Annotated in this window: 25 protein-coding genes and 1 pseudogene; 21 read left to right on the plus strand and 5 right to left on the minus strand. The window is 65.7% G+C overall.

What is annotated here, in order from left to right; genetic code table 11:
• Positions 1–298 (plus strand): transposase (locus K7I12_RS04895; protein WP_231663268.1); only part of this gene is annotated, 298 nt, incomplete at its 5' end.
• A gap of 170 nt (positions 299–468) precedes the next feature.
• Here the strand turns inward: K7I12_RS04895 and K7I12_RS04900 are convergent.
• Positions 469–649: pseudogene (locus K7I12_RS04900) on the minus strand (IS481 family transposase); the annotation flags it as partial.
• Positions 650–679: 30 nt separating this feature from the next.
• On the opposite strand from K7I12_RS04900, the gene K7I12_RS04905 reads away from it, so the two are divergent.
• The 6 genes from K7I12_RS04905 (at position 680) to pcaQ (ending at position 6,224) form a co-directional block, all read left to right on the plus strand.
• Positions 680–778 (plus strand): hypothetical protein, encoded by a 99-nt coding sequence (locus K7I12_RS04905; RefSeq protein WP_231663270.1) that lies wholly within the window; start codon positions 680–682, stop codon positions 776–778.
• Between the two features lie 108 nt (positions 779–886).
• The gene (locus K7I12_RS04910; RefSeq protein WP_231663273.1) at positions 887–1,915 is read left to right on the plus strand and encodes a TRAP transporter substrate-binding protein; all 1,029 of its coding nucleotides are present in this window, start codon (positions 887–889) and stop codon (positions 1,913–1,915) included.
• 14 nt (positions 1,916–1,929) lie between these two features.
• Positions 1,930–2,448, plus strand: coding sequence for a TRAP transporter small permease (locus tag K7I12_RS04915; RefSeq protein ID WP_031383276.1), 519 nt, complete (start codon positions 1,930–1,932; stop codon positions 2,446–2,448).
• A complete protein-coding gene (locus K7I12_RS04920) occupies positions 2,445–3,737 on the plus strand; it encodes a TRAP transporter large permease (protein ID WP_031383277.1) in 1,293 nt (430 codons plus the stop codon). Before K7I12_RS04915 ends, K7I12_RS04920 begins: the two co-directional genes overlap by 4 nt.
• Positions 3,738–3,767: 30 nt before the next feature.
• Positions 3,768–5,219: an aldehyde dehydrogenase gene (locus tag K7I12_RS04925; RefSeq protein WP_231663276.1), complete on the plus strand. Its 1,452-nt coding sequence runs from the start codon at positions 3,768–3,770 to the stop codon at positions 5,217–5,219.
• Between the two features lie 93 nt (positions 5,220–5,312).
• Positions 5,313–6,224 carry a pca operon transcription factor PcaQ gene (gene pcaQ / locus K7I12_RS04930; RefSeq protein WP_031383279.1) on the plus strand — a complete coding sequence of 304 codons (912 nt, stop codon included), beginning with the start codon at positions 5,313–5,315 and terminating at the stop codon, positions 6,222–6,224.
• Here pcaQ and K7I12_RS04935 read toward each other — a convergent pair.
• Positions 6,221–7,114 carry a LysR family transcriptional regulator gene (locus K7I12_RS04935; protein ID WP_031383280.1) on the minus strand — a complete coding sequence of 298 codons (894 nt, stop codon included), beginning with the start codon at positions 7,112–7,114 and terminating at the stop codon, positions 6,221–6,223. The genes pcaQ and K7I12_RS04935 overlap by 4 nt on opposite strands.
• 159 nt (positions 7,115–7,273) lie before the next feature.
• Here K7I12_RS04935 and K7I12_RS04940 point away from each other — a divergent pair, with 159 nt between their 5' ends.
• The 7 genes from K7I12_RS04940 to K7I12_RS04970 all read left to right on the plus strand — a co-directional run bounded on the left by K7I12_RS04940 (position 7,274) and on the right by K7I12_RS04970 (position 12,810).
• Positions 7,274–7,678 (plus strand): (R)-mandelonitrile lyase, encoded by a 405-nt coding sequence (locus K7I12_RS04940; RefSeq protein WP_031383281.1) that lies wholly within the window; start codon positions 7,274–7,276, stop codon positions 7,676–7,678.
• A gap of 23 nt (positions 7,679–7,701) precedes the next feature.
• Positions 7,702–8,691 carry an aldo/keto reductase gene (locus K7I12_RS04945; protein WP_031383282.1) on the plus strand — a complete coding sequence of 330 codons (990 nt, stop codon included), beginning with the start codon at positions 7,702–7,704 and terminating at the stop codon, positions 8,689–8,691.
• Positions 8,692–8,740: 49 nt separating this feature from the next.
• On the plus strand, positions 8,741–9,478 hold the full coding sequence (locus tag K7I12_RS04950) for an SDR family oxidoreductase (protein WP_031383283.1): 738 nt from the start codon (positions 8,741–8,743) through the stop codon (positions 9,476–9,478).
• Positions 9,479–9,591: 113 nt separating this feature from the next.
• The gene (locus K7I12_RS04955) at positions 9,592–10,482 is read left to right on the plus strand and encodes an aldo/keto reductase (protein WP_031383284.1); all 891 of its coding nucleotides are present in this window, start codon (positions 9,592–9,594) and stop codon (positions 10,480–10,482) included.
• A 179-nt stretch (positions 10,483–10,661) separates the two neighbouring features.
• Positions 10,662–11,405 carry a protocatechuate 3,4-dioxygenase subunit beta gene (gene pcaH / locus K7I12_RS04960; protein ID WP_031383285.1) on the plus strand — a complete coding sequence of 248 codons (744 nt, stop codon included), beginning with the start codon at positions 10,662–10,664 and terminating at the stop codon, positions 11,403–11,405.
• On the plus strand, positions 11,402–12,052 hold the full coding sequence (gene pcaG / locus K7I12_RS04965; RefSeq protein ID WP_051907395.1) for a protocatechuate 3,4-dioxygenase subunit alpha: 651 nt from the start codon (positions 11,402–11,404) through the stop codon (positions 12,050–12,052). The genes pcaH and pcaG overlap by 4 nt, the downstream gene beginning before the upstream one ends.
• 263 nt (positions 12,053–12,315) lie before the next feature.
• Positions 12,316–12,810, plus strand: a complete 495-nt coding sequence (locus K7I12_RS04970) for a glutathione peroxidase (RefSeq protein ID WP_031383287.1) — start codon at positions 12,316–12,318, stop codon at positions 12,808–12,810.
• A 19-nt stretch (positions 12,811–12,829) separates the two neighbouring features.
• On the opposite strand, the gene K7I12_RS04975 is transcribed toward K7I12_RS04970, so the two are convergent.
• On the minus strand, positions 12,830–13,225 hold the full coding sequence (locus K7I12_RS04975; protein WP_031383288.1) for a DUF7079 family protein: 396 nt from the start codon (positions 13,223–13,225) through the stop codon (positions 12,830–12,832).
• A 231-nt stretch (positions 13,226–13,456) separates the two neighbouring features.
• On the opposite strand from K7I12_RS04975, the gene fabV reads away from it, so the two are divergent.
• Together fabV and K7I12_RS04985 are read left to right on the plus strand one after the other, a co-directional pair.
• Positions 13,457–14,665 carry an enoyl-ACP reductase FabV gene (fabV, locus tag K7I12_RS04980; protein ID WP_031383289.1) on the plus strand — a complete coding sequence of 403 codons (1,209 nt, stop codon included), beginning with the start codon at positions 13,457–13,459 and terminating at the stop codon, positions 14,663–14,665.
• A gap of 109 nt (positions 14,666–14,774) precedes the next feature.
• Positions 14,775–15,740, plus strand: a complete 966-nt coding sequence (locus K7I12_RS04985) for a GlxA family transcriptional regulator (protein ID WP_201448177.1) — start codon at positions 14,775–14,777, stop codon at positions 15,738–15,740.
• A 4-nt stretch (positions 15,741–15,744) separates the two neighbouring features.
• Here K7I12_RS04985 and K7I12_RS04990 read toward each other — a convergent pair whose 3' ends face one another.
• Both K7I12_RS04990 and K7I12_RS04995 read right to left on the minus strand, forming a co-directional pair.
• Complete coding sequence (locus K7I12_RS04990; protein ID WP_031383291.1) at positions 15,745–16,371, minus strand: class I SAM-dependent methyltransferase; 627 nt, start codon at positions 16,369–16,371, stop codon at positions 15,745–15,747.
• Positions 16,372–16,464: 93 nt separating this feature from the next.
• Positions 16,465–17,259, minus strand: coding sequence for an SDR family NAD(P)-dependent oxidoreductase (locus K7I12_RS04995; protein WP_031383292.1), 795 nt, complete (start codon positions 17,257–17,259; stop codon positions 16,465–16,467).
• A 269-nt stretch (positions 17,260–17,528) separates the two neighbouring features.
• Here K7I12_RS04995 and K7I12_RS05000 point away from each other — a divergent pair, with 269 nt between their 5' ends.
• From K7I12_RS05000 to astB, 5 genes are all read left to right on the plus strand, one after another.
• Positions 17,529–18,743 carry an aspartate aminotransferase family protein gene (locus K7I12_RS05000; protein ID WP_031383293.1) on the plus strand — a complete coding sequence of 405 codons (1,215 nt, stop codon included), beginning with the start codon at positions 17,529–17,531 and terminating at the stop codon, positions 18,741–18,743.
• Between the two features lie 53 nt (positions 18,744–18,796).
• Positions 18,797–19,861, plus strand: coding sequence for an arginine N-succinyltransferase (locus tag K7I12_RS05005; protein ID WP_031383294.1), 1,065 nt, complete (start codon positions 18,797–18,799; stop codon positions 19,859–19,861).
• The gene (gene astA, locus K7I12_RS05010) at positions 19,861–20,892 is read left to right on the plus strand and encodes an arginine N-succinyltransferase (protein WP_031383295.1); all 1,032 of its coding nucleotides are present in this window, start codon (positions 19,861–19,863) and stop codon (positions 20,890–20,892) included. The genes K7I12_RS05005 and astA overlap by 1 nt, the downstream gene beginning before the upstream one ends.
• Positions 20,893–21,115: 223 nt before the next feature.
• Positions 21,116–22,597, plus strand: coding sequence for a succinylglutamate-semialdehyde dehydrogenase (gene astD / locus K7I12_RS05015; protein WP_031383296.1), 1,482 nt, complete (start codon positions 21,116–21,118; stop codon positions 22,595–22,597).
• Positions 22,594–23,979 (plus strand): N-succinylarginine dihydrolase, encoded by a 1,386-nt coding sequence (gene astB / locus K7I12_RS05020; protein WP_231663279.1) that lies wholly within the window; start codon positions 22,594–22,596, stop codon positions 23,977–23,979. The genes astD and astB overlap by 4 nt, the downstream gene beginning before the upstream one ends.
• The last annotated feature ends 157 nt before the right edge of the window (positions 23,980–24,136 follow it).

Consider the following 24,136-nt stretch of genomic DNA (forward strand, 5'->3'; position numbering starts at 1 on the left):
CCGCATCAAGGAGCAGCAGTGGCTGTTCTCGGACCGCACCAGTTGCCATGACTGGTGGCCCAACCAGTACCGGCTGCTATTGGCCGGCCTGGCCTACCTGCTGCTGGAACGGCTGCGTCGGATGTACCTGCAGCGCACCGCGTACGCCACGGCCCAGGTCACCACCCTGCGCCTGAGGCTGCTGAAGATCAGTGGCGTGGTGATCCGCAATACCCGGCGCGTCCGGTTGATGCTGAGCAGTCATTATCCCGATCAGGACCTCTTCCAGAAGCTCGCCCGCAAGCTGGTGCCGGGATGACCGGCAGGGTGCTGTCCCCGGCACGGAATAAACAACGGGGGTAGGGGGCAGTGTGTCTCGACGCTGGGTAATTGATCAAAACGTGACCGATTCTTGCTGAATCCAGCATGAAGAGCTGGCCTGATCACTCAGCAGGCCGAACTCGCGCCAATGGTGCAATATTCAGGCTAGTCTTCACCTGATTTGTAGCGCCGAGTAGCCAGTACGTTGCTGATGCGGCCGTCCCGGCTTGATCAGGCGATGCTAAATGCCATGAACCTGGTATTCCTGATCGAAAGGAAATTGGCCACTGGACTTGCGCTCCCCGGCCCGCGTGAAGCTATCCGTGAAGGGCTTGCCATTGTCGGTCAGCTGTCCGAGGCCGAGTTGCGCCAGGTACTCATGCATGTCGCCGTCTATGGCGGCGTGCCGGCCGCCAATCATGCCTTCGCGCTGGCCAAGCGGCTGGGCTGGGGCGAGCCCCCTGAAGGCAGCGCCTGACAGGAAAGTTCGTTAATCGAACTAACGTTCGTCTAATAGACGAATCATGGTTTAACCGCAAAGATGAAAGTCGCTGGATTTTCCTCGCCAAACAACAAGGGATTCGCCATGAACCGTACTTTCACTCGTGCCATGCTGGCCCTGTACGTTGCCGGGCTGGCGGCCGCCGCTACCTCTGCCCAGGCCGCAACCACCTTGCGGCTGTCGCACTTCTGGCCGGAAGTCTCCACCGTCAACAAGCAGGTCTTCGCAAAGTGGGCCAAGGCGGTCGAAGAGGACTCCAATGGGGAACTGCGCGTTCAGCTCTTTCCCTCGCAGACGCTGAGCCAGGCCGATGAGACCTACAATGCCACCGTCAATGGCATCACCGACATCGGCATCACTGCCCAGGGCTACACCAACGGCCGCTTCCCGCTGAGCCAGATCGTCGAGCTACCGGGAGTATCGACCTCGGCGCCCCAGGGAGCCTGCGTGCTGCAGACGCTCTATGACGATGGCCTGATCGATCAGGAATACGACGATTCCCGCGTATTGTTCATGTTCACCACCGGGCCGGGTTATTTGCATACCAAGAACACCAACATCGAGAAGCCCAGCGACCTCGAGGGGCTGCGCATGCGACGCCCCACCGCGGTGGCCGGCGACATCATGGAGAACATGGGGGCGCAGCCGGTGGGCATGCCCGCGCCGGATATCTACACCTCGCTGCAGCGTGGGGTGATCGATGGGCTGAGCATTCCCTGGGAGGGCATCAAGAGCTTCCAGTTGGGCGATCAGCTCAATTACCACACCCAGGTCCCGTTTTATACGCTGATCTTCGTCGCCACCATGAACCAGTCGACCTACGCCTCGCTGACGCCTGAGCAGAAGCAGGCGATCGACGAGAACTCCGGCATGGTATGGGCCGAGAAGGCCGGACAGGTATTCGCTGCCGAGGACGAAGCGGGTCGCAAGAACGCCGTGGAGCAAGGCGAAACCATCAACGTGATCGACAACCCGTTGCAGAACCCGGACTGGCAGAAGCCGCTCGAGGATGGCATCGAAGACTATCTGAGCGGGCTCGAGGAGCGGGGGCTCGATCAGGCGCGTGACGTCTACCAGGCGGCGCTGGATGCCGCCCAGTCCTGCGCACAATGAGTCGGAGTCGATCCATGCACGCGCTTTTGCGACTCAGTCGTTGGCTGGAGGTGTTCGCGCGCTTCATCGCCGGCCTCGCCTTGATCGGCCTGCTGGGGGTGACGGTCGTCGACGTGGCGCTGCGCTATCTCTACCGCTTGAGCGACGGGGCGTTCTCGCTGAGCGTGGTGGGTAGCGTGGAGCTGGTCAGCTACCTGATGCTGTTCGCGCTGCTGGCGGCAATGGCCGCCAACGTCGAGAAGAGCCAGGTGGTGGTGGAGGCCTTCAGTCACGGGCTGCGAGACTCTCTCAAGGCGCGCATCGCCGGCGTCTACCTGCTGGGCTTCGTGGTGTTGGGGCTGGTACTCGCGGTGGGGCTCTGGGACGCGGCGGTCAGCGCCGCGTCCTACGGCGAGACCACCCAGGACCTGCGCCTGCCGATGGCACCGATCTATACCATCGCCTCGGGATTGTGCGTGCTGCTCGGCGTGCGCTGCCTGTTGCATGCCATGCTCGGCGCGCTGTTCGCCCATCAGGTGGAGGGCGTCGAATGAGCAGTGAAATGATCGGCGCCCTGGGCCTCGGACTGCTGCTGGTACTGATGGTGCTGCGTGTGCCGGTGGCGTTGTGCATGCTGATCGTCGGTGTCGTCGGATTCTCTCAGGTGATCTCCTGGGGTGCGGCCATTTCGATGGTCAAGTCGGTGCCGGTCGAGGTGCTGTCGAACTACAGCTTCAGCGCGATCCCCATGTTCATCCTGATGGGCGTGCTGGCGGCCCATTCGGGGATGGCCGGCAAGCTGTTCAATTCCGTGCGGGTGATCTGTGGCGGCTGGAAGGGCGGCCTGGCGATCGCCGCGGTGGGTTCCTGCGGGATCTTCTCAGCGATCTCCGGCTCGTCGCTGGCCACCGCCAGCACCATGACCCGGGTCGCGCTGCCGGAGATGGAACGCCACGGCTACAATCGCGGCCTGGCCACCGGCGCGCTGGCTGCCGGCGGCACGCTGGGGATCATGATTCCGCCGAGCATCGCGCTGTTGATCTATGCCATTCTCACCGAGCAGTCGGTGGGCGACATGTTCGTCGCCGGGTTGATCCCCGGACTGATGGGGCTTTTGTTCTACGCCCTGACGGTCACTGTAGTGGTGCATCTCAAGCCGTCGCTGGCGGCGTCGGGCGAGCGCACCTCATGGCTCGAGAAGTGCGCCTCGCTGGCCGGTCTGCTGCCGTTCCTGGGGGTGTTCCTGGTGATCATCTTGGGCATCTACTTCGGGCTGTTCACGCCTACCGAAGGCGCCAGCGTCGGGGCTTTCGTCACACTGCTCTACGCGCTGGCCAAGGGCCTGCGCGGCAAGCAGCTGTGGGCGGGCGTGCAGGAGACTCTGGCGCTGTCGGCAGTGGTGTTCTTCATGCTGGTGGGCGCCGAGACGCTGGGCTACTTCATCTCGGTGTCGCGCATTTCGTTCTCGATCAGCGATTTCATTTATGGCCTGTCGCTGTCGCCGATGGTGGTCATGCTGTGCATTCTGTTGCTGTATTTCGTGCTGGGGATGTTCATGGACTCGATCGCCATGCTGGTGATCACCGTGCCGGTGGTCTACCCGATCATCCAGGCGCTGGGCATCGACCCGATCTGGTTCGGCGTCGTCACCGTGCTGACCGTGGAACTCGGCCTGATCACCCCGCCGGTGGGCATGAACGTGTTCGTGATCAAGGCGATGGCGCCGCATGTCGGGCTCGGCGAGATCTTCCGCGGCGTGGCGCCGTTCATCGTCTCGGACTTCGTGCGCCTGGCGCTGTTGCTGCTGTTCCCGGTGCTGACTACCTACCTGCTGACGGTGTGACAGCCGAGTTGTCTTCAGGGAGAGACCCATATGCGTGACATCAAGTTATTGCTGGGCGGCGTCCCACGCGACGCCGAAGGCCTGGCCAACTTCGAGCGCTGTAACCCGTTCGACGATAGCGTGGCGACCCGCGCCGCGGCCGCCTCGGTGGAGGACGCCCGGGCCGCGGCGAATGCCGCCGGCGAGGCCTTCAAGGGCTGGTCGCAGACCGGCCCCGGCGAGCGTCGCGCCAAGCTGCTCAAGGCCGCCGAGCTGATGGAGGCGCGCCAGGACGCGTTCATCGAGCGCATGGTCGACGAGACCGGCGCCACGCCGGGCTGGGCCGGCTTCAACGTGATGGTCGCCGCCGGCATGCTGCGCGAGGCGGCGGGCCTGACCACCCAGGTGGGCGGCGAGGTGATCCCCTCCGACGTGCCCGGCAGCCTGGCGATGGGCGTGCGCGTGCCGTGCGGCGCGGTGCTGGGCATCGCGCCGTGGAACGCGCCGATCATCCTCGGCACGCGGGCCGTGGCCACGCCGCTGGCCTGCGGCAACAGCGTGATCCTCAAGACCTCGGAGCAGTGCCCGGCGACCCATCAGTTGATCGGCGAGATCCTCGTCGAAGCGGGCTTCGGCGAGGGCGTGGTCAACGTGATCAGCAACGCCCCCGAGCAGGCCGCCGCGGTGGTCTCGGCGCTGATCGAGCACCCCGCGGTGGCGCGCATCAATTTCACCGGCTCGACCGGCGTCGGCCGGCTCATCGCCGAGCAGGCGGCCCGAGCGCTCAAGCCGGCACTGCTCGAGCTGGGCGGCAAGGCGCCGTGCGTGGTGCTCGACGATGCCGACCTGGATGCCGCGGTGGAGGCCGCCGCGTTCGGCGCGTTCTTCAACCAGGGCCAGATCTGCATGTCCACCGAACGGCTGGTGGTCGATGCCGCGATCGCCGAGGATTTCACCGACAAGCTGGCCAGCAAGGCCGCCAGCCTCAAGGCCGGCGACCCGCGCGATACGGCCAACGCGCTGGGCACGCTGATCAATCGCGAGTCGGGCGACAAGCTCAACGGCCTGATCGACGATGCCGTCGAGCAAGGCGCGCGGCTTGCATGCGGCGGCAAGGCCGAAGGCGTGATCATGCAGCCCACGCTGCTCGATGGCGTGACCCCGCAGATGCGCCTGTATCGCGAGGAGTCGTTCGGTCCGCTGGTGGCGATGATCCGCGTCGATGGCGAGGAGGAGGCGATCCGGGTGGCCAACGACAGCGAATACGGCCTGTCGGCGGCGGTGTTCAGCCGCGACACGGCGCGTGCCATGCGCGTCGCGCAACGCATCGAATCGGGCATCTGCCACATCAACGCCCCGACCGTGCACGACGAGCCGCAGATGCCGTTCGGCGGGGTCAAGTCGAGCGGTTACGGGCGTTTCGGCGGCAAGGCGGGGATCGCCGAGCTCACCGAACTGCGCTGGATGACGATGCAGCTCGGGCCGCGTCACTATCCCATTTAAGCGCGTTGCCCCGGCTGGAGCCGCGAAGGCTGACCCGGCCCCGCCGCTGGGTTACATTCGGGGCTTCGTGCAACCAGGGGACCCGCGCGCGTCATGCTCAACCCGCGAATCAAGCTACGCCATTTGCAGGCCTTTCTCGAACTCGCCAAGCGGCGCAGCTTCGTGCGCGCCGCCGAAAGCCTGGCGATCACTCAGCCGGCGCTGTCCAAGGCGATCCGCGAACTCGAGGATAACCTGGGCACGGCGCTGTTCGATCGCGGCCCGCGGGGCGTGTCGCTCAATCAGGCCGGGTTGACCCTGCTGCGCCATGCCGGGCCGGCGCTGCGCACGCTCGACGAGGGGCTCACGGCGATCGGCGAAGTGTCGGGGCGCGAGCGCTGGGTGCGCGTCGGCGCCCTGTCGACCGTCGAGAGCCGCCTGGTGCCGCTGGCCATCGAGCGCCTGCATGCGCGCTTCGACGACATCGGCGTGCGGGTCGATTCGGGGCCCAGCGCCTATCTTCTTTCGCGGCTGCGCGGCGGCGAACTCGATCTGGTGGTGGGGCGCATGACCGCCGCTCGTGAGATCGGCGACCTGGCCTTCGAACACCTTTATTACGAGCCGCTGGTGGTGGCGGTGCGCACGGGCCATCCGTTGGCCGGCGATACGCCGCCCACGCTGGCGCGCCTCGTCGACTATCCATGGATCCTGCCGCCGCCGCAGACCACCCTGCGCCAGCAGCTCGACAGCTTCTGTGTCCAGCATGGCTTGCGTCCGCCCGAACGCCGGGTGGAAACCCTGTCGCTGGCGATCAGCCGGCGCTATGTGCTGGATGGCGAGGCGCTGTGGATCGCTCCCCGCGAGGCGATCGATGAAGACGTGGCGGCGGGGCGGCTGACGCTGCTCGACGTGGGGCTGGAACGCCAGGGCGGCTCGGTGGGGCTGTGCCTGAACGCCAGCATGCAGCCCACGCTCGCCCTCGAGGCGTTCTGCGAGGCGCTGCGCGAGGTGGCCGGCGAGCGCTAGCGCCGTTCGCGCAGCGCCTCGACGACCCGTGCGAACGCCGGCGATAGCTCGCGTCGGCCCGGGTAGTAAAGATGATAGCCGGCAAAGGTCGGGCACCATTCGGTGAGGACACGCTCCAATCGGCCTGCTTCGATGAGTGGTTGTACCCGATCCTCCATGAGAAACGCCAAGCCAAAACCCGCCTTGGCGGCCTTCAAGGCCATGGGCGTGTCGTTGAACGTCAACTGGCCGTCGACGCGAACGTTCAGCGCTCGTCCCTGCTTGGCGAATTCCCAGATGTAGAGGCCTCCCAGCGTCGGCAGCCTCAGGTTGATGCAACGATGATGGATGAGTTCGTGCGGGGTCCGGGGCCTCCCATGCGCCGCGAAATAGGCCGGTGCCCCCACTACCGCCATACGCAGGTCGGGGCCAATGCGCACGGCGATCATGTCCTGCTCCACTCGCTCGCCCAGGCGTACTCCGGCATCGAAGCGGCCGGCCACGATATCGGTCAGACTCTGGTCGATCGACAGCTCCACGCGAATATCCGGGTGACCCGGCAGCAACTCGGCCAGAGTGGGCCAGAGGACCGTTCGCGCGGCGTGCATGCTGGTAGTGATGCGCACGTTGCCCGCCGGCTTTTCCCTCAACGCACTCAATGCATCCAGCTTGGCGTCGATGTCGTCGAATGCCGGGCGCAGCGTCTCCAACAGACGTTCACCGGCTTCGGTGGGGGCGACACTGCGCGTCGTGCGTGACAGCAGCCGCAGCCCGAGGCGTTCCTCGAGTCGTCGGAGCGTATGGCTGAGTGTGGATTGTGAGGTGCCCAACTTGGCGGCAGCTCGCGTGAAGCTGCCTTCGTCGGCTATGGCCAGGAAGGCGGTGAGATCGCCCAGCTCCTCTCTGCGCATTCATGAATCCTCGATATAGGCCTAAGCAGTTTTTGCGCTCTAATCATATCAAAGCGAGTGACCTAGACTGCGATGTACCGGCAGGCGGCGGACTGTCGCTCGGGGCAGCGTCAACTGTCCTCGCACGTCACCAACGAACCGATTCGCAGGAGGGACGCCATGGAAATCCAGCGCAACGGCACCAAGGCATCCGTACAGGGCCCCAAAGAGTACTTCACCGGCACCGTACGTATCGATGCGCCCTTTCAGGCCACAGAGCCCGCCCAGGTAGGTGGCGCCACAGTGACCTTCGAGCCCGGCGCCCGCACTGCCTGGCATACCCATCCGCTGGGTCAGACGCTGATCGTCACCGTAGGGCTGGGGTGGGTTCAGCGCGAAGGCAGCCCGAAGGAGACGATCCGCCCGGGCGATTTGGTCTGGTTCGAGCCGGGCGAGAAGCATTGGCATGGCGCGACCGACACTACGGCCATGACGCATATCGCCATCGCCGAATCGCTGAATGGTTCACCGGTCACCTGGCTGGAAAAGGTCGCCGATGAGGATTATCTCGCGGAGCGCGCCTGACGAATGACAAGGAGCGGAAAACGATGCAAACACGCAAACTTGGCAACAGTGGTCTGGAAGTTTCGTCACTCGGCTATGGTTGTATGGGGCTCAGTTATGGCTACGGACCCGCCAAGCGCGAGCAGGAAGCTATCGAAATGATTCGTGCCGCTTTCGATCGCGGTGTGACGCTGTTCGACACCGCCGAAGCCTATGGTCCCTATCTTAATGAGGAAGTCGTGGGTAAGGCGTTGGCGCCCTATCGAGACGAGGTGGTTATCGCCACCAAATTCGGCTTCGAATTCGATGAGCAGGGCGGCCAGAGCGGCATGAACAGCCATCCGGAGCATATCCGGGCGGTGGCCGAAGCGTCGCTGAAGCGGTTGAAGACAGACCGCATCGATCTATTTTACCAGCACCGCGTCGACCCGGATGTGCCGATCGAGGATGTCGCTGGCGCCATCAAGGAACTGGTCGCGGAGGGCAAGGTGAAACACTGGGGGCTCTCCGAGGCCGGCGCCGAAGTCATCCGCCGCGCGCATGCGGTGCACCCAGTAGCCGCCCTGCAGAGCGAATATTCGCTGTGGTGGCGGGAGCCAGAGACTGAAATCCTGCCGACCCTCGAAGAGTTGGGCATTGGCTTCGTGCCTTTCAGTCCTCTGGGCAAAGGCTTCCTTACCGGCGCGATCGACGAACAGACCACTTTCGACGAGGGTGACTTCCGCAATATCGTGCCGCGCTTCTCGGCCGATGCGCGCCAAGCCAATCAGTCTCTGGTGGATCTGCTGGACGCTATCGCACAGCGCAAAGCGGCGACTCCCGCGCAAATTGCGTTGGCCTGGCTGCTGGCCCAGAAGCCATGGGTCATACCCATTCCAGGCACCACCAAGCTGCATCGTCTGGAGGAAAATCTCGGTGCCGCCGAGTTGACACTGAATGCCGGTGAGCTGGACGAGATCGAGGCTGCTCTGTCGCGTATCGAGATTCAGGGCGAGCGCTATCCCGCTCATCTGCAGCAGCGGGTCAACCGCTGATCGAAAGACTGGCGATACGCGATTACGGATACAGAGAGGAGAACTCACGATGGACGGTATCAAGGATAAAGTCGTCGTCATCACCGGGGCCAGTAGCGGTCTCGGCGAAGCCACGGCACGTCGCTTGGCGCAGGGTGGTGCCAAGCTGGTCCTCGGCGCGCGGCGTATGGAACGGCTCCAGGCACTGGCCAAGGAGCTCGGCCTGGATGACCAGGCGGTGGTCAAGACCGACGTGACGCACAGCGACCAGGTCGAGGCACTGATCGAGCGCGCCATCAAGCTGCATGGCCGCATCGATGTCCTCCTCAACAATGCCGGCGTGATGCCGCACTCGCCCCTGGCGCGTCTCAAGGTCGAGGAGTGGGAGCAGATGATCGACGTCAACATCAAGGGGGTGCTTTATGGCATCGCTGCGGCAATGCCGCACATGACGTCCCAGAAGAGCGGGCAAATCATCAACGTGTCTTCGGTCGCCGGCCACAAGGTCCGGCCCGGCAGCGTCGTCTACTCGGCCACCAAGCATGCCGTTCGCATTATCTCCGAAGGGCTGCGCCAGGAAGTCAAACCCTACAATATCCGCTCGACGATCATCTCGCCCGGGGCGGTCGCTACCGAACTGCCCAACAGCATCTCGGAAAAGGACGTATCCGACGCGGTTCATGACTTCTACGAGCAGTATGCGATTCCTGCCGATTCGTTCGCGCGCGCGGTGGAGTTCGCCATGAGCCAGCCGGAGGACGTGGATATCAACGAGATCCTGTTCAGGCCGACCAGCCAGGAACTGTAACCGGCGCCCGCAAGCAACACTGAAAAACCTGATAACGCCCCGGATGGGTACCTGTTTCGGCTAATGGCCTGGAATGGTGCTTCTAAAGGGGCGTGAACGGTGAAGGAGTTAGTATGGCCATTCCCACCCTGACATTGAACAACGCTGTCGAGATTCCCGCGTTCGGGCTGGGCGTCTATCGCGCCAGCGCCGAAGAAACCACCGGCGCGGTGCTGGCCGCTTTCGAGGCGGGCTATCGACACGTCGACACCGCCGCCGCTTACAGCAACGAAGAGCAGGTCGGCGAGGCGTTTCGCGCAAGCGGTCTCGACCGCTCGGACGTGTTCATCGAATCCAAGCTCTGGCTGTCCGATTACACCTATGACGGCGCGCTGCATGGGTTCGAACGCTCGCTGCGCAAGCTGGGCATGGATCATGTCGATCTTTACCTGCTTCACCAGCCGGCGCCGGACGAGTTCGAGCGCACGCTCGGGGCTTGGAAGGGGCTCTGCGAGATCGTCAAAAGCGGCCGCGCCCGGGCCGTCGGCGTATCGAATTTCAACGAGGAAGAGCTCAAGCGCGCCATTGATGAGACCGGTGTGACGCCAGCAGTGAACCAGGTGGAACTGCATCCGTTCTTCACCCAGAAGAAGCTCAGTGCATTCCACCGGGAGCACGGCATCCTCACCCAGGCGTGGTCGCCTATCGGTGGCGTCAATCGCTATTTCACAGAAGATCCGAAACCTGAAGACGACCCATTGACCCACCCCACGATCACGCAGATTGCCCAGCGGTACGGCAAGTCACCGGCTCAGGTGATCCTGCGCTGGCATATCGAGCTGGGTCATTCGGTGATTCCGAAGTCGGTACATACTGCGCGAATCAGGGAGAACGTCGATATCTTCGACTTTGCGCTCTCCGCCGAAGAGATCGCTTTCATCGATGGGCTCGACACCGGACGGCGCGGTGGGCCGGATCCCAAATCGCTCAGCACCAAGACTGTGAGTTTCACCATCCCCGACTGATACTTGGCGATCAGCCAATGGAAAACCGAGGCGTCATGCGGTCGTCGCTTGATCAATAACCCAGAGGTTATGGCGAAGGGATGAAATTTCATTTCCCAGCCCGGGCGGCGCTGGCGACACTGGCGAACCATCGTCCTTCGGGTCGAGCCTCATCAACACGCCAGCCACCGAGGACCGTCATGAAAAACGTGGACAACAAGTGCTTCATCCCGCGCGATCGCAACTGGCATCCGCCGGCCTATGCACCGGGCTACAAGACCACCGTGGCCCGCTCGCCGCGCCAGTCGCCGGTGAGCATGCAGCACCCAACACGTTCGGAACTCACCGGGCCGAACTTCGCCTCGCTGCGGCTGGGTCCGCACGACAACGACCTGTTGCTCAACTACCGCGAGAACGCCGGCCGCGATGGCCTGCCGATCGGCGAGCGGATCGTCATGTTCGGCCGCGTGGTCGACCAGCTCGGCAAGCCGGTGCCCGATACCCTGGTCGAGATGTGGCAGGCCAACGCCGGCGGGCGTTACCGGCACAAGAAGGACCAGTACCTGGCGCCGCTCGATCCCAACTTCGGCGGGGTGGGGCGCTGCATCACCGATGCGCAGGGCTGGTATCATTTCCGCACCGTCCGCCCCGGCCCCTATCCCTGGCCCAACGACGTCAACTCCTGGCGCCCGGCGCATATCCACGTGTCGGTGATGGGCCCGGCGATTTCCACCCGGCTGGTGACCCAGATGTACTTCGAGGGCGACCCGCTGATTCCGCGCTGCCCGATCGTGCATACGCTCAACGATCCCGAAGCGGTCGACACCCTCATCGGGCGGCTCGACATGGCGCGCAGCCGGTCGATGGATTATCTCGCCTATCGCTTCGACATCGTCACGCGCGGCGAACTGCAGACCTATTTCGAACCGGGAGTGACGCTATGAGTCAGCAACCGATCCGGAGTCAACAACCGACCCATGGCGGCTGCGTGCTGTATCGCGAGACGCCGTCGCAAACCGCCGGCCCCTACGTGCACATCGGCCTGGCGCTGGAGGTTGCCGGGATACCGCTGCGCGACGAGGAGGTCTGGAGCCGGCTGGCCACGCCCGAAGCGGACGGCGAGCTGATCGAGGTGGTCGGCACGGTGATCGACGGCAACGGCGACCTGGTGCGCGACGCCTTCCTCGAGGCCTGGCAGGCCGATGCCCACGGCGAGTTCCAGCTCGACTATGATCTGGGCAAGCCGTTCAACAGCTTCGGCCGCACCGCCACCACTGCCGAGGCCGCCAGCGAATGGTCGTTCACCACGGTCAAGCCCGGGCGGGTGCCGGCGGCCAACGGCAAGCCGATGGCGCCGCACATCAGCCTGGCGATCTTCGCCCGAGGCATCAACGTGCACCTGCAGACGCGGTTGTATTTCGACGACGAGAGCGAAGCCAACGCCGAGTGCCCGGTGCTCGCCGCCATCGAATCGTCGGCGCGCCGCCAGACGCTGATCGCGCGGCGCGAGGAGGGCGCGGACGGTACGCCCCGCTATCGTCTCGATATCCGCCTGCAGGGCGATGACGAAACGCTATTCTTCGAATTCTGAAGCGAACCGTTGCCGGTTGGTAAAGGAACCCCGCTATCCGTGGATGGCGGGGAGTCTTCGTGTGCGTTCGATGTCGGCCCCGGCGCTTGCGCAAGTGGCCAGTTCAGGTATTACAATCGCGGCAAGTCGTGTTTCGGCCACTATTCTTTGAGATGCCGTCTTTGCGAGATGCCGTCTTTGCGAGGTGCCGCGGCGCCGTTGCGGCTGGCGCGTTTTAAGCTGACGTGGCATCTTTCGGGTTCAGCGAAGCGAATAGATGGGTTATGCAGATCTACAACCAAGATTGCCGGACCGCAAGCGGTGAGCCCTTCAATCTGCGCGCCCTGCGTGGCCAGGTACTGCTGGTGGTCAATGTCGCCAGTCGCTGCAGCTACACGCCGCAGCTCGCCGAGCTCGAACGGCTCTATCGGCGCTATCGCTATCAGGGCTTTACCGTGCTGGCGTTTCCCTGCAACCAGTTCGCCCACCAGAGCCCCGAACCGGCGCATACCTTCGGCGCCTTCTGCGAGCGTGAATACGACGTGACCTTCCCGGTCATGGAAAAGGTCCGCGTCAATGGCCGTCACGCTCATCCGCTGTTCGTGCTGTTGCGTCGCCAGGCCCCGGGAATGCTGGGCAGCACCCCGATCAAGTGGAATTTCACCAAGTTCCTGGTCGGCCGCGACGGCCAGGTGATTCGCCGCTTCTCGCCACGCACCGGCCGGCTGGGTATCGTGCCGGAACTCGAAAGAGCCCTGCAGATTCCCTTTTCGGCCTAGTAGTCATCGCCATCGCCGCTCAATGCGGCGGCTGCTGGCCGCGGGCGACCATCAAGCGCGTCATCAAGGTATTCCAGCGCGCCCGGGTGAGCATCGTCGTCAAGCCCGAGAACAACGTCCAGAAGCCCTTGCGCCAGCCATGCAAGCGTCGATTATGAGTGACCAGCTGACGCAGCAGCCGGTGCTCGTCGACGTCGCGCCAGCTGTCGGTGACCGACATCTGCTGGCGGGCCAGCACCGGGGCGAGTTCCAGACGGAAGATCCACTCCAGCTGCTCGAGACTCAGGTCATGGCGTTCGATCACTTCGATCATGCGCGCATAGTCGCTTTCGCGGGGCTCGTTTTCCCGCCACAGCGTCGCCAGGGCGAGCCACAACTCGCCACGCTCGTCGACCAGGGTTTGCGGGTCTTTCATGGCAGGGGCCTCCTTGGTAGCGACAGAATTGTGAAGGGCATGCGCGCTTATTGCGAGACCCGGCTCCTCGATCTGACCGCTGTGTGATCGGCGCCGTGGCGCGGGGCGGACAGTGCGCCGGCAAACCGCTAGAATAGCCGCATCGGCCGGCCCCGGTGAAACCGGGCTTCAGGCAGGGAATGTCCCGTTCTTCCCAAAGCAAGTTATTCCAATAGAGAGTCGAGGTCTGACGTGATCATCAAACCCAAGGTCCGCGGTTTCATCTGCACCACCACCCATCCCACCGGCTGCGCGATGAACGTGCTCGAGCAGATCCAGGCGACGCGCGCCGCGCTCGGCGAACGCAAGGCTGCCGACGCGGGGCCGAAGAAGGTGCTGGTGATCGGCGCCTCGAGCGGCTATGGCCTGGCGGCGCGGATCACCGCGGCGTTCGGCTACGGCGCCAGCACCCTGGGGGTGTTCTTCGAAAAGCCCGGCAGCGAGAAGAAGCCGGGCACCGCGGGCTGGTACAACTCGGCCGCCTTCGACCGTTTCGCCAAGGAGGAGGGCCTCTACAGCAAGGCGATCAACGGCGACGCCTTCTCCCACGAGACTCGCGACAAGGCGATCGAGATGATCAAGCAGGATCTCGGCGAGATCGACCTGGTGGTCTACTCGCTGGCCTCGCCGGTGCGCAAGCTGCCCGACAGTGGCGAACTCAAGCGCTCGGCGCTCAAGCCGATCGGCGAGACCTACCGCGCTACCGCCATCGACACCAACAAGGACGCCATCATCGAGGCCGAGGTCGAGCCGGCCAGCGAGCAGGAGATCGCCGACACCATCCAAGTGATGGGCGGCGAGGACTGGGAGCTGTGGATCGACGCGCTGGACCAGGCCGGGGTGCTCGCCAAGGGCGCCAAGTCGGTGGCCTTCAGCTACATCGGCACCGAGATCACCTGGCCGATCTACTGGCACGGTGCGCTGGGCAAGGCCAAGGAGGATCTCGACCGCGCCGCCGGCGAGATCGACAAGCGCCTAGGCAAGAGCGGTGGCGGCGCCAACGTCGCGGTGCTCAAGTCGGTGGTCACCCAGGCCAGCGCGGCGATCCCGGTGATGCCGCTGTACATCGCCATGGTCTACAAGGTGATGAAGGAGCAGGGCCTGCACGAAGGCACCATCGACCAGTTGAACCGCCTGTTCCGCGATCGGCTCTACGCCGATGCCGCCCCCGAGACCGACGAGGCCGGGCGGCTGCGTCTCGACGACTGGGAGCTGCGCGACGACGTCCAGCAGGCCTGCAAGGAGCTGTGGCCGAAGGTGACCAGCGACAACCTGTTCGAGATCACCGACTACGCCGGCTACAAGCACGACTTCCTCAAGCTGTTTGGCTTCGTGCGTGACGACGTCGACTACGACGCCGAGGTCGAGCCGGTCGCCGACTACGACGTCGTCCAGCTGTAAGGCGACGTCATGGTTCGGCGAATGCTAGATGCAGCGGGGCGCTTGTTGCTGGATTTGCTGGCCACCATCGCACGTTCGAAAGCCTTAATAGCTGAGCTCGATCGCCACGATGCCCCTCGAGAGTAACCCGCCGGGCGTTATCCGACAGGTCGGTTTCGTGCTGCTGCCGGGGTTCTCGCTGCTCGCCCAGGCGTGTGCCCTGGAGCCGCTTCACGTCGCCAACCTGCTGGCCGGCGAGCGTCTCTATACGCCGTTGACCTTCGGTCTCGACGAACGCGCGGTGAAGAGCGCCGCCGAGCTGGCGCTGTCGCCGCACAGCGTGGCCGGCGACGATGCCGGCGAGCTCGATATGCTCATCGTCTGCGCGCCGGCGGCTTTCAACGGCGCCCACGATGCGCTGTTGGCATGGCTGGCGCGGCTGGCCGGACGCGGCGTGGCGCTAGGCGGCATCGCCGGCGGCACCGAGGTGCTGGCCCGCGCCGGGGTACTCGACGGCTATCGTGCCACGCTGCCCTGGCAGAGCGCCGAGTCGTTCGTGCAGGCGCATCCCGCGGTGCGCGTCAGCCAGCAGCTGTTCGAGATCGATCGCGATCGCCTGACCTGCGGTGGCGGCACCGCGGCGATGGACATGATGATGACGCTGATCGCCCAGCACCACGGTCAGACGCTCGCCGAGCGGATATCCGAGCACTTCGTCTGCGAACGCATTCGCATGGGCGACGAGCCGCAGCACGTACCGCTGCGCTCGCGCCTCGGCCACGCCCCGCAGAGCCTGTTCGATGCCATCACGCTGATGGAGTCGAACATCGAGGAGCCGTTGACCACCCACGAGTTGTCCACCCACCTGGGCATCTCGCGGCGCCAGCTCGAGCGGCTGTTCAAGAAATACCTGCAGGCGGTGCCCAGCCGCTACTACCTCGACCTGCGCCTGCAACAAGCCCGCAAGTTGCTGCGCGAGACCGACCAGGCGGTCGGCGACATCGCCCTGCAGACCGGCTTCTCCTCCGGCGCGCATTTCTCCACCGCCTATCGCAACCACTTCGGCATGACCCCGCGGGAGGAGCGGCTGGGCTGAGCGTTCAGCGCGGCGAGGCCTTGCGCGCCAGCAGTGCCCGAAACAGTCTGCCCAGCATCACCGGCTGGTCCTCCTCGATGACGAACCCCGCTTCACTCAAAAGCGGCCCGGCCTGACGGGTGATGTCGGTGGCGATGGCACTGGTCAGCGCGTTCAGCGCTCGACGGCCCGGGCCCGGGGAGTGGCCGTCGGGCTGAAACTTGTCCATCACGCACAGCTGGCCGTCGTCGGCGAGCACTCGGTAGGCTTCGCGAAGGCCCCGATCGGGGTCCGGCATCACTGCCAGAATCAGATGCATGATCACCACGTCGAAATGGCCGTCGGGGAAGTCGAGGCGCTCGGCGTCCATCTCGCGGGCGACGAAATCGAAGCCCAGCGATTCGGCGCGGGCGCGAAAGCGCGCCACCATCGCCGGACTGAGATCGCTCGCGTGCAGCTCGATATGGCGGGGCAGGTAGCACAGATCGAGCCCGGTGCCGGCACCCACGATCAGTACCCGCTCGCCACCCGCCCAGTCGACAGCATCCAGCGCCCGCCGCCGCGCGCGACGAAAGGCGCGGTCGGCGACCAGATCGTAGAGCGGGGCATACAGCGAATAGCGCAGGCGATTCCAGGCGGTGGTGTTGAACATGGCGATCATTCCCCGGTGCGTGGCGCATGCGACTCCATGCGCCTCATGGGGAGGATAGCGCGAGTTACCTGTCTGTGGCGCCCGGTCAGCGCGTCAGGCCATGGTATCGACGATCCCGCCCTCGACGCGCAGTGCCGCGCCGGTGGTCGCGCTGGCCTGCGTGGAGGCGGCGTAGACGCTCATGTTGGCGACCTCCTCGGGGGTGGCCAGGCGCTGGATGATCGACGAGGGGCGATTCTCGGCGACGAAACGCGCTTCCATTTCGGCTGGCGAGACGCCCTCCTGCTCGGCGGCCTGCTTGATCATGCCGAGTACGCCTTCCGAACGGGTCGGCCCCGGCAGGATGGCGTTGACGGTGACGTTGGTGCCGCTGAGCACCTTGGCCAGCCCGCGCGAGATCGACTGCACGGCGCTCTTGGTCATGCCGTAATGGACCATCTCGCTGGGGATGTTGAGCGCCGACTCGCTGGAGATGAACTGCACGCGGCCCCAGTCGCGCTGCTTCATGCCCTGGGCGTAGTGACGCGACAGCCGCACCGCGCTCATCACGTTGACGTCGAAGAATTGCTGCCAGGTGGCGTCGTCGATCGCGAAGAAATCCTGCGGGCCGAAAATGCCCACGTTGTTGATCAGAATGTCGGCCTCGGGGCGGGCCTCGATCAGCGCCTGGCAGCCCTCGGCGCTGCCCAGGTCGGCGGCCACGCCGGATACGCCGGCATCGGGTACCGCTTGCCGGATGGCTTCGATGGCGGCATCGACGCGCGCCTGGGTACGCCCGGTGACGGTGACCTCGGCGCCGGCCCGGGCTAGCCCCTGGGCGATGGCGAAGCCGATGCCGGCGGTGGAGCCGCTGACGATGGCGCGTTTGCCGGAAAGATCGATCTGCATTGCACACTCCTTGGCTTGCGGTACCCGGCGATCCGTTCACGATTGCGCCGGGGTCGAAATTTGTAGCCTGCTAAAAAGATGGGTCGAAAGCAGGATAGTTCAAGCCGCTTTTTATGGGAGCCCGAAGCCGCTCCCTTTATGAGAGCCCGAAGCCGCTCTCGCCAAAAGCCCGCAGCCGCTTTTCATAATTCGCCGTCCCATCGCTGAAAGCCTTTGGCCAAGTGTGTCCTTATACTCGAATTATCATCAATCCCAGGATGGAGAACCCCATGACCGACACCCCGACCCGCGCCGACTTCGACCGTTACATGGTGCCCAACTACGCGCCGCAGCAGAGAATTCCGGTGCGCGGCGAGGGTAGCCGGCTGTGGGATCAGGACGGCCGCGAGTATGTCGACTTCGCCGGCGGTATCGCGGTCAACTCGCTGGGGCATTGCCATCCGGTATTGGTCGACGCGCTCAAGGCCCAGGCCGACAAGCTCTGGCACCTGTCCAACGTCTACACCAACGAGCCGGCGCTCAAGCTGGCCCGCGCGTTGACCGAGCGCACCTTCGCCGACAAGGTCTATCTGTGCTCCTCCGGCGGCGAGGCCAACGAGGCCGCGCTCAAGCTGGCGCGGCGCTGGGCCCACGACACCCACGGCGAGAACAAGCACAAGATCGTCTCGTTCCGCCAGTCGTTCCACGGGCGTACCTTCTTCACCGTCAGCGTCGGCGGCCAGCCCAAGTACTCCCAAGGCTTCGGCCCGGTGCCCGGCGGCATCGTGCACGGCGAGTTCAACAACCTCGACAGCGTGCGCGAGCTGATCGACGCCGATACCTGCGCGGTGATCGTCGAGCCGCTGCAGGGCGAGGGCGGCATCGTTCCGGCCACCCAGGCATTCCTCGAAGGCCTGCGCGCGCTGTGCGACGAGCACCAGGCGCTGCTGATCTTCGACGAGGTGCAGTCGGGCATGGGGCGTCCCGGCACGCTGTTCGCCTACATGCGCTACGGCGTGACTCCGGACATCCTGACCAGCGCCAAGTCGCTGGGCGGCGGTTTCCCTGTCGGCGCGATGCTGACCACCGATCGCATCGCCCCGGTGTTCAAGCTGGGTACCCACGGCTCCACCTACGGCGGCAACGCGCTGGGCTCGGCGGTGGCGCTGGCGGCGCTCGAATACATCGACACCCCGGAAGTGCTGGAGGGCGTCCAGCGCCGCCACGAGCGCTTCCGCGAGCACCTCGACACGCTCAACTCGAAGCATGGCGTGTTTCAGGGCGTGCGCGGCATGGGCCTGTTGATCGGCGCGCAGATGGCCCCCGAGTACGAGGGCCGCGCCAAGGAGATCCTGCCGCTGGCCATCGAGGAGGGCGTGATGGCGCTGATCGCCGGGCCCAACGTGCTGCGCATGGCGCCGTCGCTGGTAATTCCCGAGGCCGACATCGACGAGGGCATGGCGCGTCTCGACCGGGCCATCGCACGCTTCGTCGAGTCGGCATGAACGTCCAGTCGCCATCGATGAGTGCGCCGATGTCACCGCCGAGAGGAAACGCCATGCTGGTCGTGCGTCCCGCCAAGCCAGCCGACCTGCCGGGCCTCGAGCGCCTGGCGGGCAGCGCCACGCCACGCCTGACCAACCTGCCGACGCACCGCGACCGGCTCGAGGAGCGGATCACCCGCTCGCAGCGCTCGCTGTCCCGCGAGGTCGACTTCCCCGGCGACGAGAGCTACACCTTCGTGCTCGAGGACCTGGAGCGCGGCGAAGTGGTGGGCACCGCCACCATCCGCGCCCACGCCGGTGCCCACGAGGCGTACTATACCTATCGCCAGGAAACGCTGATCCACGCCTCGCAGCAGCTCAACGTGCGCCGCGAGGTGCAGACCCTGTCGCTGTCCCACGAGGTCTCGGACGCCAGCCTGCTGTGCGCGCTGTCGCTCGACGCGCGTTACAAGGGCACCAGCGCCGAGAGCCTGCTGCGCCGCTCGCGACTGATGTTCATCGCCCAGTATCCGGAGCGCTTCGCCGAGATCCTGGCGATCGCCTTCCCCGGCTACCTGGACGACGATGGCGAATCGCCGTTCTGGAACAGCGTCGGCCGGCACTTCTTCGTGCGTGGCTATCAGGAGATGAACCACCTCGCCGGGGTGCGCTCGAAGAGCTTCATCGCCGAGGTGATGCCGCAGTTCCCGCTGTACCTGCCGTTGCTCACGCCGGCGGCCCGCGCGGCGATCGGCCAGGAGCATCCGGCCCACGAAGCGGCGCTCGCCGAGATGCTCGCCGAGGGCTTCTCGCGCTCGCGCCACGTCGACATCTTCGATGCCGGCCCGCTGATCAAGGCCGACCGCGAACGCCTGGCGACCTTTTGCCACAGTACCTGGCATCCGGTGCGCATCCGGCCGGCCGGCGCGCTGCCCGATGCCGAGCCGGCGCTGATCGCCAATCAGAAGCTCGGCGGGTTCCGCTGCGTGGTGGCCCGCTACGCGCTGTCGCCCACCGGCCAGTTGGTGCTCTCGCCCGAGCACGCCGCGGTGCTCGGCGTCGAGGAGGGGCGCGCGGTGCTCGCCACGCCGCTGGCGCTGCCCGCTGCGGAAGACACCTTCGACGAGGGGGAACTGTAATGCGCATTCGTCCCATCGCCCGCGGCGACATCGACGGCCTGCAGCAGATCGCCCAGGAAACCGGCGTGGGCTTCACTTCGCTGCCCGACAACCGCGACTTCCTGGTCGGCAAGATCGAGTCGGCGACGCGCGCCTTCGAACAGCAGACCCCGGTCGACGACCGGCTGTATTTTTTCGTACTCGAGGACGACGAGCGCGGCGAACTGGCCGGCTGCTGCGCCATCGAGGCGCAGGTGGGCCGCGAGGTGCCGTTCTATCACTATCGATTGGGTACGCTGGCCCACTCCTCGGTTCAGCTCGACCTGCATCGCACCATCGATACGCTGTTTCTAAGCTCGGACCATACCGGCGACGCCGAGGTAGCCTCGCTCTACCTGCGCCCGGAATATCGCGGTGGCCAGCGCAATGGCGCCTTGCTCTCCCAGGCGCGCTGGCTGTTCATGGCCCAGTTCCGCGACAGCTTCCCCGACAAGGTGCTCGCCGAGATGCGCGGCAAGTTCGACGAGAACGGCGTGAGCCCCTTCTGGCAGTGCCTGGGCAGCCACTTCTTCCCGATGGATTTCAACGAGGCGGACCGCCTGACCGGGCTGGGGCAGAAGAGCTTCATCGGCGAGCTGATGCCCAAGTTCCCGATCTACACCACTTTTCTGAACGACGAGGCGCGGGCCTGTATCGGCGAGGTTCACGCGCACACCCGGCCGGCGCTGGAGATGCTCAAGAAGGAGGGCCTGCGCTGGGAGGGCTATATCGACATCTTCGACGCCGGCCCCACGGTGGAAGCCTATATCGACGACGTGCGCGCGGTGCGTCACTCCCGGCTGTGTCCGGTGGAGATCGTCAGCGATTCACGGGCCGGCGCGACGAACGGCGAGCGGCCGAGCTGGCTGGTGGCGACCACCCGCATGGCCGACTTTCGCGCCAGTTGGGTCGGTCGCGGCCCCGACGCGGACGACAGCCTGGCCTTGACCGACGCCGAGGCCCACCGGCTGGGCGTCACCGCCGGAGATTTCCTGCGGGTGCTCGAAAGCTGAGCTTCGAGCTACGAGCTTCGAGCTTCGAGCTTCGAGCTTCGAGCTACGAGCTACGAGCTACGAGCTTCGAGCTTCGAGCTTCGAGCTTCGAGCTTCGAGCTTCGAGCTTCGAGCTTCGAGCTTCGAGCTTCGAGCTTCGAGCGAAGGGGTTGCGAACGTTGTGCGTTGGCTGAAGCTGCGGCTCGCGTCTCGCGGCTTACAAACCAATCACCAGGAGCGATGTATGAACGCCAAGCAGCAACTATTCATCGGCGGTCGCTGGATCGACGGCGAGGCCGAGCGCTTCGCCAAGACCGACCCGATCACCGGCGCCATCCTTTGGCAGGCCGATGCCGCCAGTGCCGGCCAGGTCGGGCGGGCGGTAGCCGCCGCGCGCCAGGCGTTTCCCGACTGGGCGCGGCTGGGCTTCGATGCCCGCCTGGCGCTCGTCGAGCGTTTTCGCGACGAACTCGAGGCCAACCGCGAGGCGCTCGCCGAGAGCATTGCCCATGAAACCGGCAAGCCGCTGTGGGAGGCGCGCACCGAGGTCGGCGCGATGATCGGCAAGGTGGGCATCTCGGCCACTGCCTATCAGGAGCGCACCGGCGAGCGCAGCCGCGACGTCGCCGGCGCGCGCGCCGTATTGCGCCATCGCCCGCACGGCGTGCTGGCGGTGTTCGGCCCGTACAATTTCCCTGGTCACCTGCCCAATGGGCACATGGTGCCGGCATTGCTGGCCGGCAATTGCGTGGTCTTCAAGCCCAGCGAGCAGACCCCGCTGACCGCCGACCTGACACTGCAGTGCTGGCAGGCCGCCGGGCTGCCCGACGGCGTGATCAACCTCGTCCAGGGTGGGGCGCCGGTGGGCCAGGCGCTGGCCGGCGCGGGCGATATCGACGGCCTGCTGTTCACCGGCAGCGCCAGGATCGGCAAGTTGCTGCACGAGCAGTTCGCCGGCCAGGTCAGCAAGATCCTGGCGCTCGAACTGGGCGGCAACAACCCGCTGGTGGTCAAGGACGTGCCGGACCAGGACGCCGCGGTGCTGACCATCCTGCAGTCGGCGTTTCTCTCCGGCGGCCAGCGCTGCACCTGCTCGCGGCGGCTGATGGTGCCGGAGGGCGAGGCCGGCGATCGGCTGCTCGAGGCGCTGACCGAGGCCATCGCCAGGCTGCACGTCGCCGCGCCGTTCAGCGAGCCGGCGCCGTTCTACGGCGGCCTGGTCAGCGTGGCGGCGGCCGACGGCCTGCTCAAGGCCCAGGATGCGCTCGAGGCGCTGGGCGGCAGCGTGCTCGCGCGCATGCAGCGCCTGGTCGGCGATACCAGCCTGGTGTCGCCGGCGCTGATCGACGTCACCGGCCTCGCGGTGCCCGACGAGGAGCATTTCGGTCCGCTGCTCAAGGTGCATCGCTACCGCGACTGGGACGAGGCGATCGCGCTTGCCAACGACACCCGCTACGGACTTTCCGCCGGGCTGATCGGCGGCGACCAGGCCGATTGGGACGACTTCCTGCTGCGCATTCGCGCCGGCATCGTCAACTGGAATCGTCAGACTACCGGCGCCTCCTCTGACGCGCCGTTCGGCGGCATCGGCGACAGCGGCAACCATCGCCCCAGTGCGTACTATGCGGCGGATTACTGCGCCTACCCGATCGCCTCGATGGAGAGTGAGGCGCTGGCGATGCCCGACAACCTGCCGCCGGGCGTGACGCTGGGGGAAAGCTCATGAGCGCGACCGCGAACGACGCCGATACCCGGCGCGGGGTGCGCGAAGTCAACTTCGACGGACTGGTCGGGCCGACCCACAACTACGCCGGGCTGGCCCACGGCAACGTGGCGTCGATGCGCCACGGCGGGCTGGCCTCCAACCCCCGCGAGGCCGCGTTGCAGGGCCTGGCCAAGATGAAGGCGCTGGCCGACGCCGGCTACGCCCAGGGCGTGCTGCCGCCGCAGCAGCGCCCCGATCTGGGCGCGCTGCGCGATCTGGGATTCACCGGCAGCAATGCCGAGGTGCTCGAACGCGCCGCGTGCGAGGCGCCGCAATTGCTGCGTGCGGTGTGCTCGGCCTCGAGCATGTGGACGGCCAACGCCGCCACCATCACCCCGAGCCGTGACGCCGCCGACGGTCGGGCGCATTTCACCCCGGCCAATCTGCAATCGAGCTTCCATCGCTTCCTCGAGCCGCAGACCACGGCTCGGGTGCTCGCGGCAATCTTTCGCGACCCGATGCGCTTCGCCCACCATCCGGCGCTGCCGGCGACCCCGGCGTTCGCCGACGAGGGCGCGGCCAACCACACCCGGCTCGCCGGCGAGCACGATGAGCCCGGCGTGCATCTCTACGTCTACGGTCGTCAGGCGTTCGGTGGCAATATTGAACGAGAGCCCAAGCGCTTCCCGGCGCGCCAGACGCTCGAGGCCAGCCAGGCGGTGGCTCGCCAGCACGGCCTCGGCGCGGATCAGGTGGTGTTCGCCCAGCAGCATCCCGAGGCCATCGACGCCGGGGTGTTCCACAACGACGTGATCGCGGTGGGCAACGGGCCGGTGCTGCTCTATCACGAGATGGCCTTCCTCGACGAGCAAGGAACGCTCGACGAGCTGCGCGGCAAGATGACCACGCCGCTGATCCCGGTGCGCGTGCCCAGCGCGGCGGTGAGCCTCGACGACGCGGTGAGCACCTACCTGTTCAACTCGCAGCTGCTTTCCGCTCCGGACGGCTCGGGGGCGATGACCCTGGTGGTGCCCGGCGAGTGCCAGGAGAACGAGGCGGTGTGGCGGACGATCCAGAATCTGCTGCTGGCCGGTGCCAACCCGATCAGCAAGGTGATGGTCAAGGACGTCAAGCAGAGCATGCGCAACGGCGGCGGCCCGGCCTGCCTGCGCCTGCGCGTGCCGCTTTCGGAGGTCGAGCGCGCCGGGCTGTCGGGCCGGGTGCTGCTCGATGAAGCGCTGTACGACGAACTCACCGGCTGGGTCGAGCGCCATTATCGGGACTCGCTGACCCCGGCGGATCTCGCCGATCCGCGGCTCGCCGAGGAGACGCTGACCGCCCTCGACGAGTTGACGCGAATTCTCGCCATCGGCTCGGTGTATCCGTTCCAGCTGGATGCGTGACGTTGCCGTCACCAAGCCGCTGAATCCGGGCCAGGGCGGACATCCCATACAGTCTGGCCAATGCCTGGCACACTCGATACCCGTTCTCCGGCAGTGCTGGCCTGCCAAGGCTGGCGCGCCGCTGGGGGGAAGCGCCCTGCTGCATAAGCTATCATTT

This window comes from Halomonas sp. IOP_31 (assembly GCF_021151495.1).
In the GTDB taxonomy this organism is placed as follows: domain Bacteria; phylum Pseudomonadota; class Gammaproteobacteria; order Pseudomonadales; family Halomonadaceae; genus Modicisalibacter; species Modicisalibacter zincidurans.

Excerpts from the sequence above, each read along its gene's own strand:
- K7I12_RS04905 (WP_231663270.1), top strand. The coding sequence starts at position 680 with ATGCATGTCGCCGTCTATGGCGGCGTGCCGGCCGCCAATCATGCCTTC.
- K7I12_RS04910 (WP_231663273.1), top strand. The coding sequence starts at position 887 with ATGAACCGTACTTTCACTCGTGCCATGCTGGCCCTGTACGTTGCCGGG.
- K7I12_RS04915 (WP_031383276.1), top strand. The coding sequence starts at position 1,930 with ATGCACGCGCTTTTGCGACTCAGTCGTTGGCTGGAGGTGTTCGCGCGC.
- K7I12_RS04920 (WP_031383277.1), top strand. The coding sequence starts at position 2,445 with ATGAGCAGTGAAATGATCGGCGCCCTGGGCCTCGGACTGCTGCTGGTA.
- K7I12_RS04925 (WP_231663276.1), top strand. The coding sequence starts at position 3,768 with ATGCGTGACATCAAGTTATTGCTGGGCGGCGTCCCACGCGACGCCGAA.
- pcaQ (WP_031383279.1), top strand. The coding sequence starts at position 5,313 with ATGCTCAACCCGCGAATCAAGCTACGCCATTTGCAGGCCTTTCTCGAA.
- K7I12_RS04935 (WP_031383280.1), bottom strand. The coding sequence starts at position 7,114 with ATGCGCAGAGAGGAGCTGGGCGATCTCACCGCCTTCCTGGCCATAGCC.
- K7I12_RS04940 (WP_031383281.1), top strand. The coding sequence starts at position 7,274 with ATGGAAATCCAGCGCAACGGCACCAAGGCATCCGTACAGGGCCCCAAA.
- K7I12_RS04945 (WP_031383282.1), top strand. The coding sequence starts at position 7,702 with ATGCAAACACGCAAACTTGGCAACAGTGGTCTGGAAGTTTCGTCACTC.
- K7I12_RS04950 (WP_031383283.1), top strand. The coding sequence starts at position 8,741 with ATGGACGGTATCAAGGATAAAGTCGTCGTCATCACCGGGGCCAGTAGC.
- K7I12_RS04955 (WP_031383284.1), top strand. The coding sequence starts at position 9,592 with ATGGCCATTCCCACCCTGACATTGAACAACGCTGTCGAGATTCCCGCG.
- pcaH (WP_031383285.1), top strand. The coding sequence starts at position 10,662 with ATGAAAAACGTGGACAACAAGTGCTTCATCCCGCGCGATCGCAACTGG.
- pcaG (WP_051907395.1), top strand. The coding sequence starts at position 11,402 with ATGAGTCAGCAACCGATCCGGAGTCAACAACCGACCCATGGCGGCTGC.
- K7I12_RS04970 (WP_031383287.1), top strand. The coding sequence starts at position 12,316 with ATGCAGATCTACAACCAAGATTGCCGGACCGCAAGCGGTGAGCCCTTC.
- K7I12_RS04975 (WP_031383288.1), bottom strand. The coding sequence starts at position 13,225 with ATGAAAGACCCGCAAACCCTGGTCGACGAGCGTGGCGAGTTGTGGCTC.
- K7I12_RS04985 (WP_201448177.1), top strand. The coding sequence starts at position 14,775 with ATGCCCCTCGAGAGTAACCCGCCGGGCGTTATCCGACAGGTCGGTTTC.
- K7I12_RS04990 (WP_031383291.1), bottom strand. The coding sequence starts at position 16,371 with ATGTTCAACACCACCGCCTGGAATCGCCTGCGCTATTCGCTGTATGCC.
- K7I12_RS04995 (WP_031383292.1), bottom strand. The coding sequence starts at position 17,259 with ATGCAGATCGATCTTTCCGGCAAACGCGCCATCGTCAGCGGCTCCACC.
- K7I12_RS05000 (WP_031383293.1), top strand. The coding sequence starts at position 17,529 with ATGACCGACACCCCGACCCGCGCCGACTTCGACCGTTACATGGTGCCC.
- K7I12_RS05005 (WP_031383294.1), top strand. The coding sequence starts at position 18,797 with ATGCTGGTCGTGCGTCCCGCCAAGCCAGCCGACCTGCCGGGCCTCGAG.
- astA (WP_031383295.1), top strand. The coding sequence starts at position 19,861 with ATGCGCATTCGTCCCATCGCCCGCGGCGACATCGACGGCCTGCAGCAG.
- astD (WP_031383296.1), top strand. The coding sequence starts at position 21,116 with ATGAACGCCAAGCAGCAACTATTCATCGGCGGTCGCTGGATCGACGGC.
- astB (WP_231663279.1), top strand. The coding sequence starts at position 22,594 with ATGAGCGCGACCGCGAACGACGCCGATACCCGGCGCGGGGTGCGCGAA.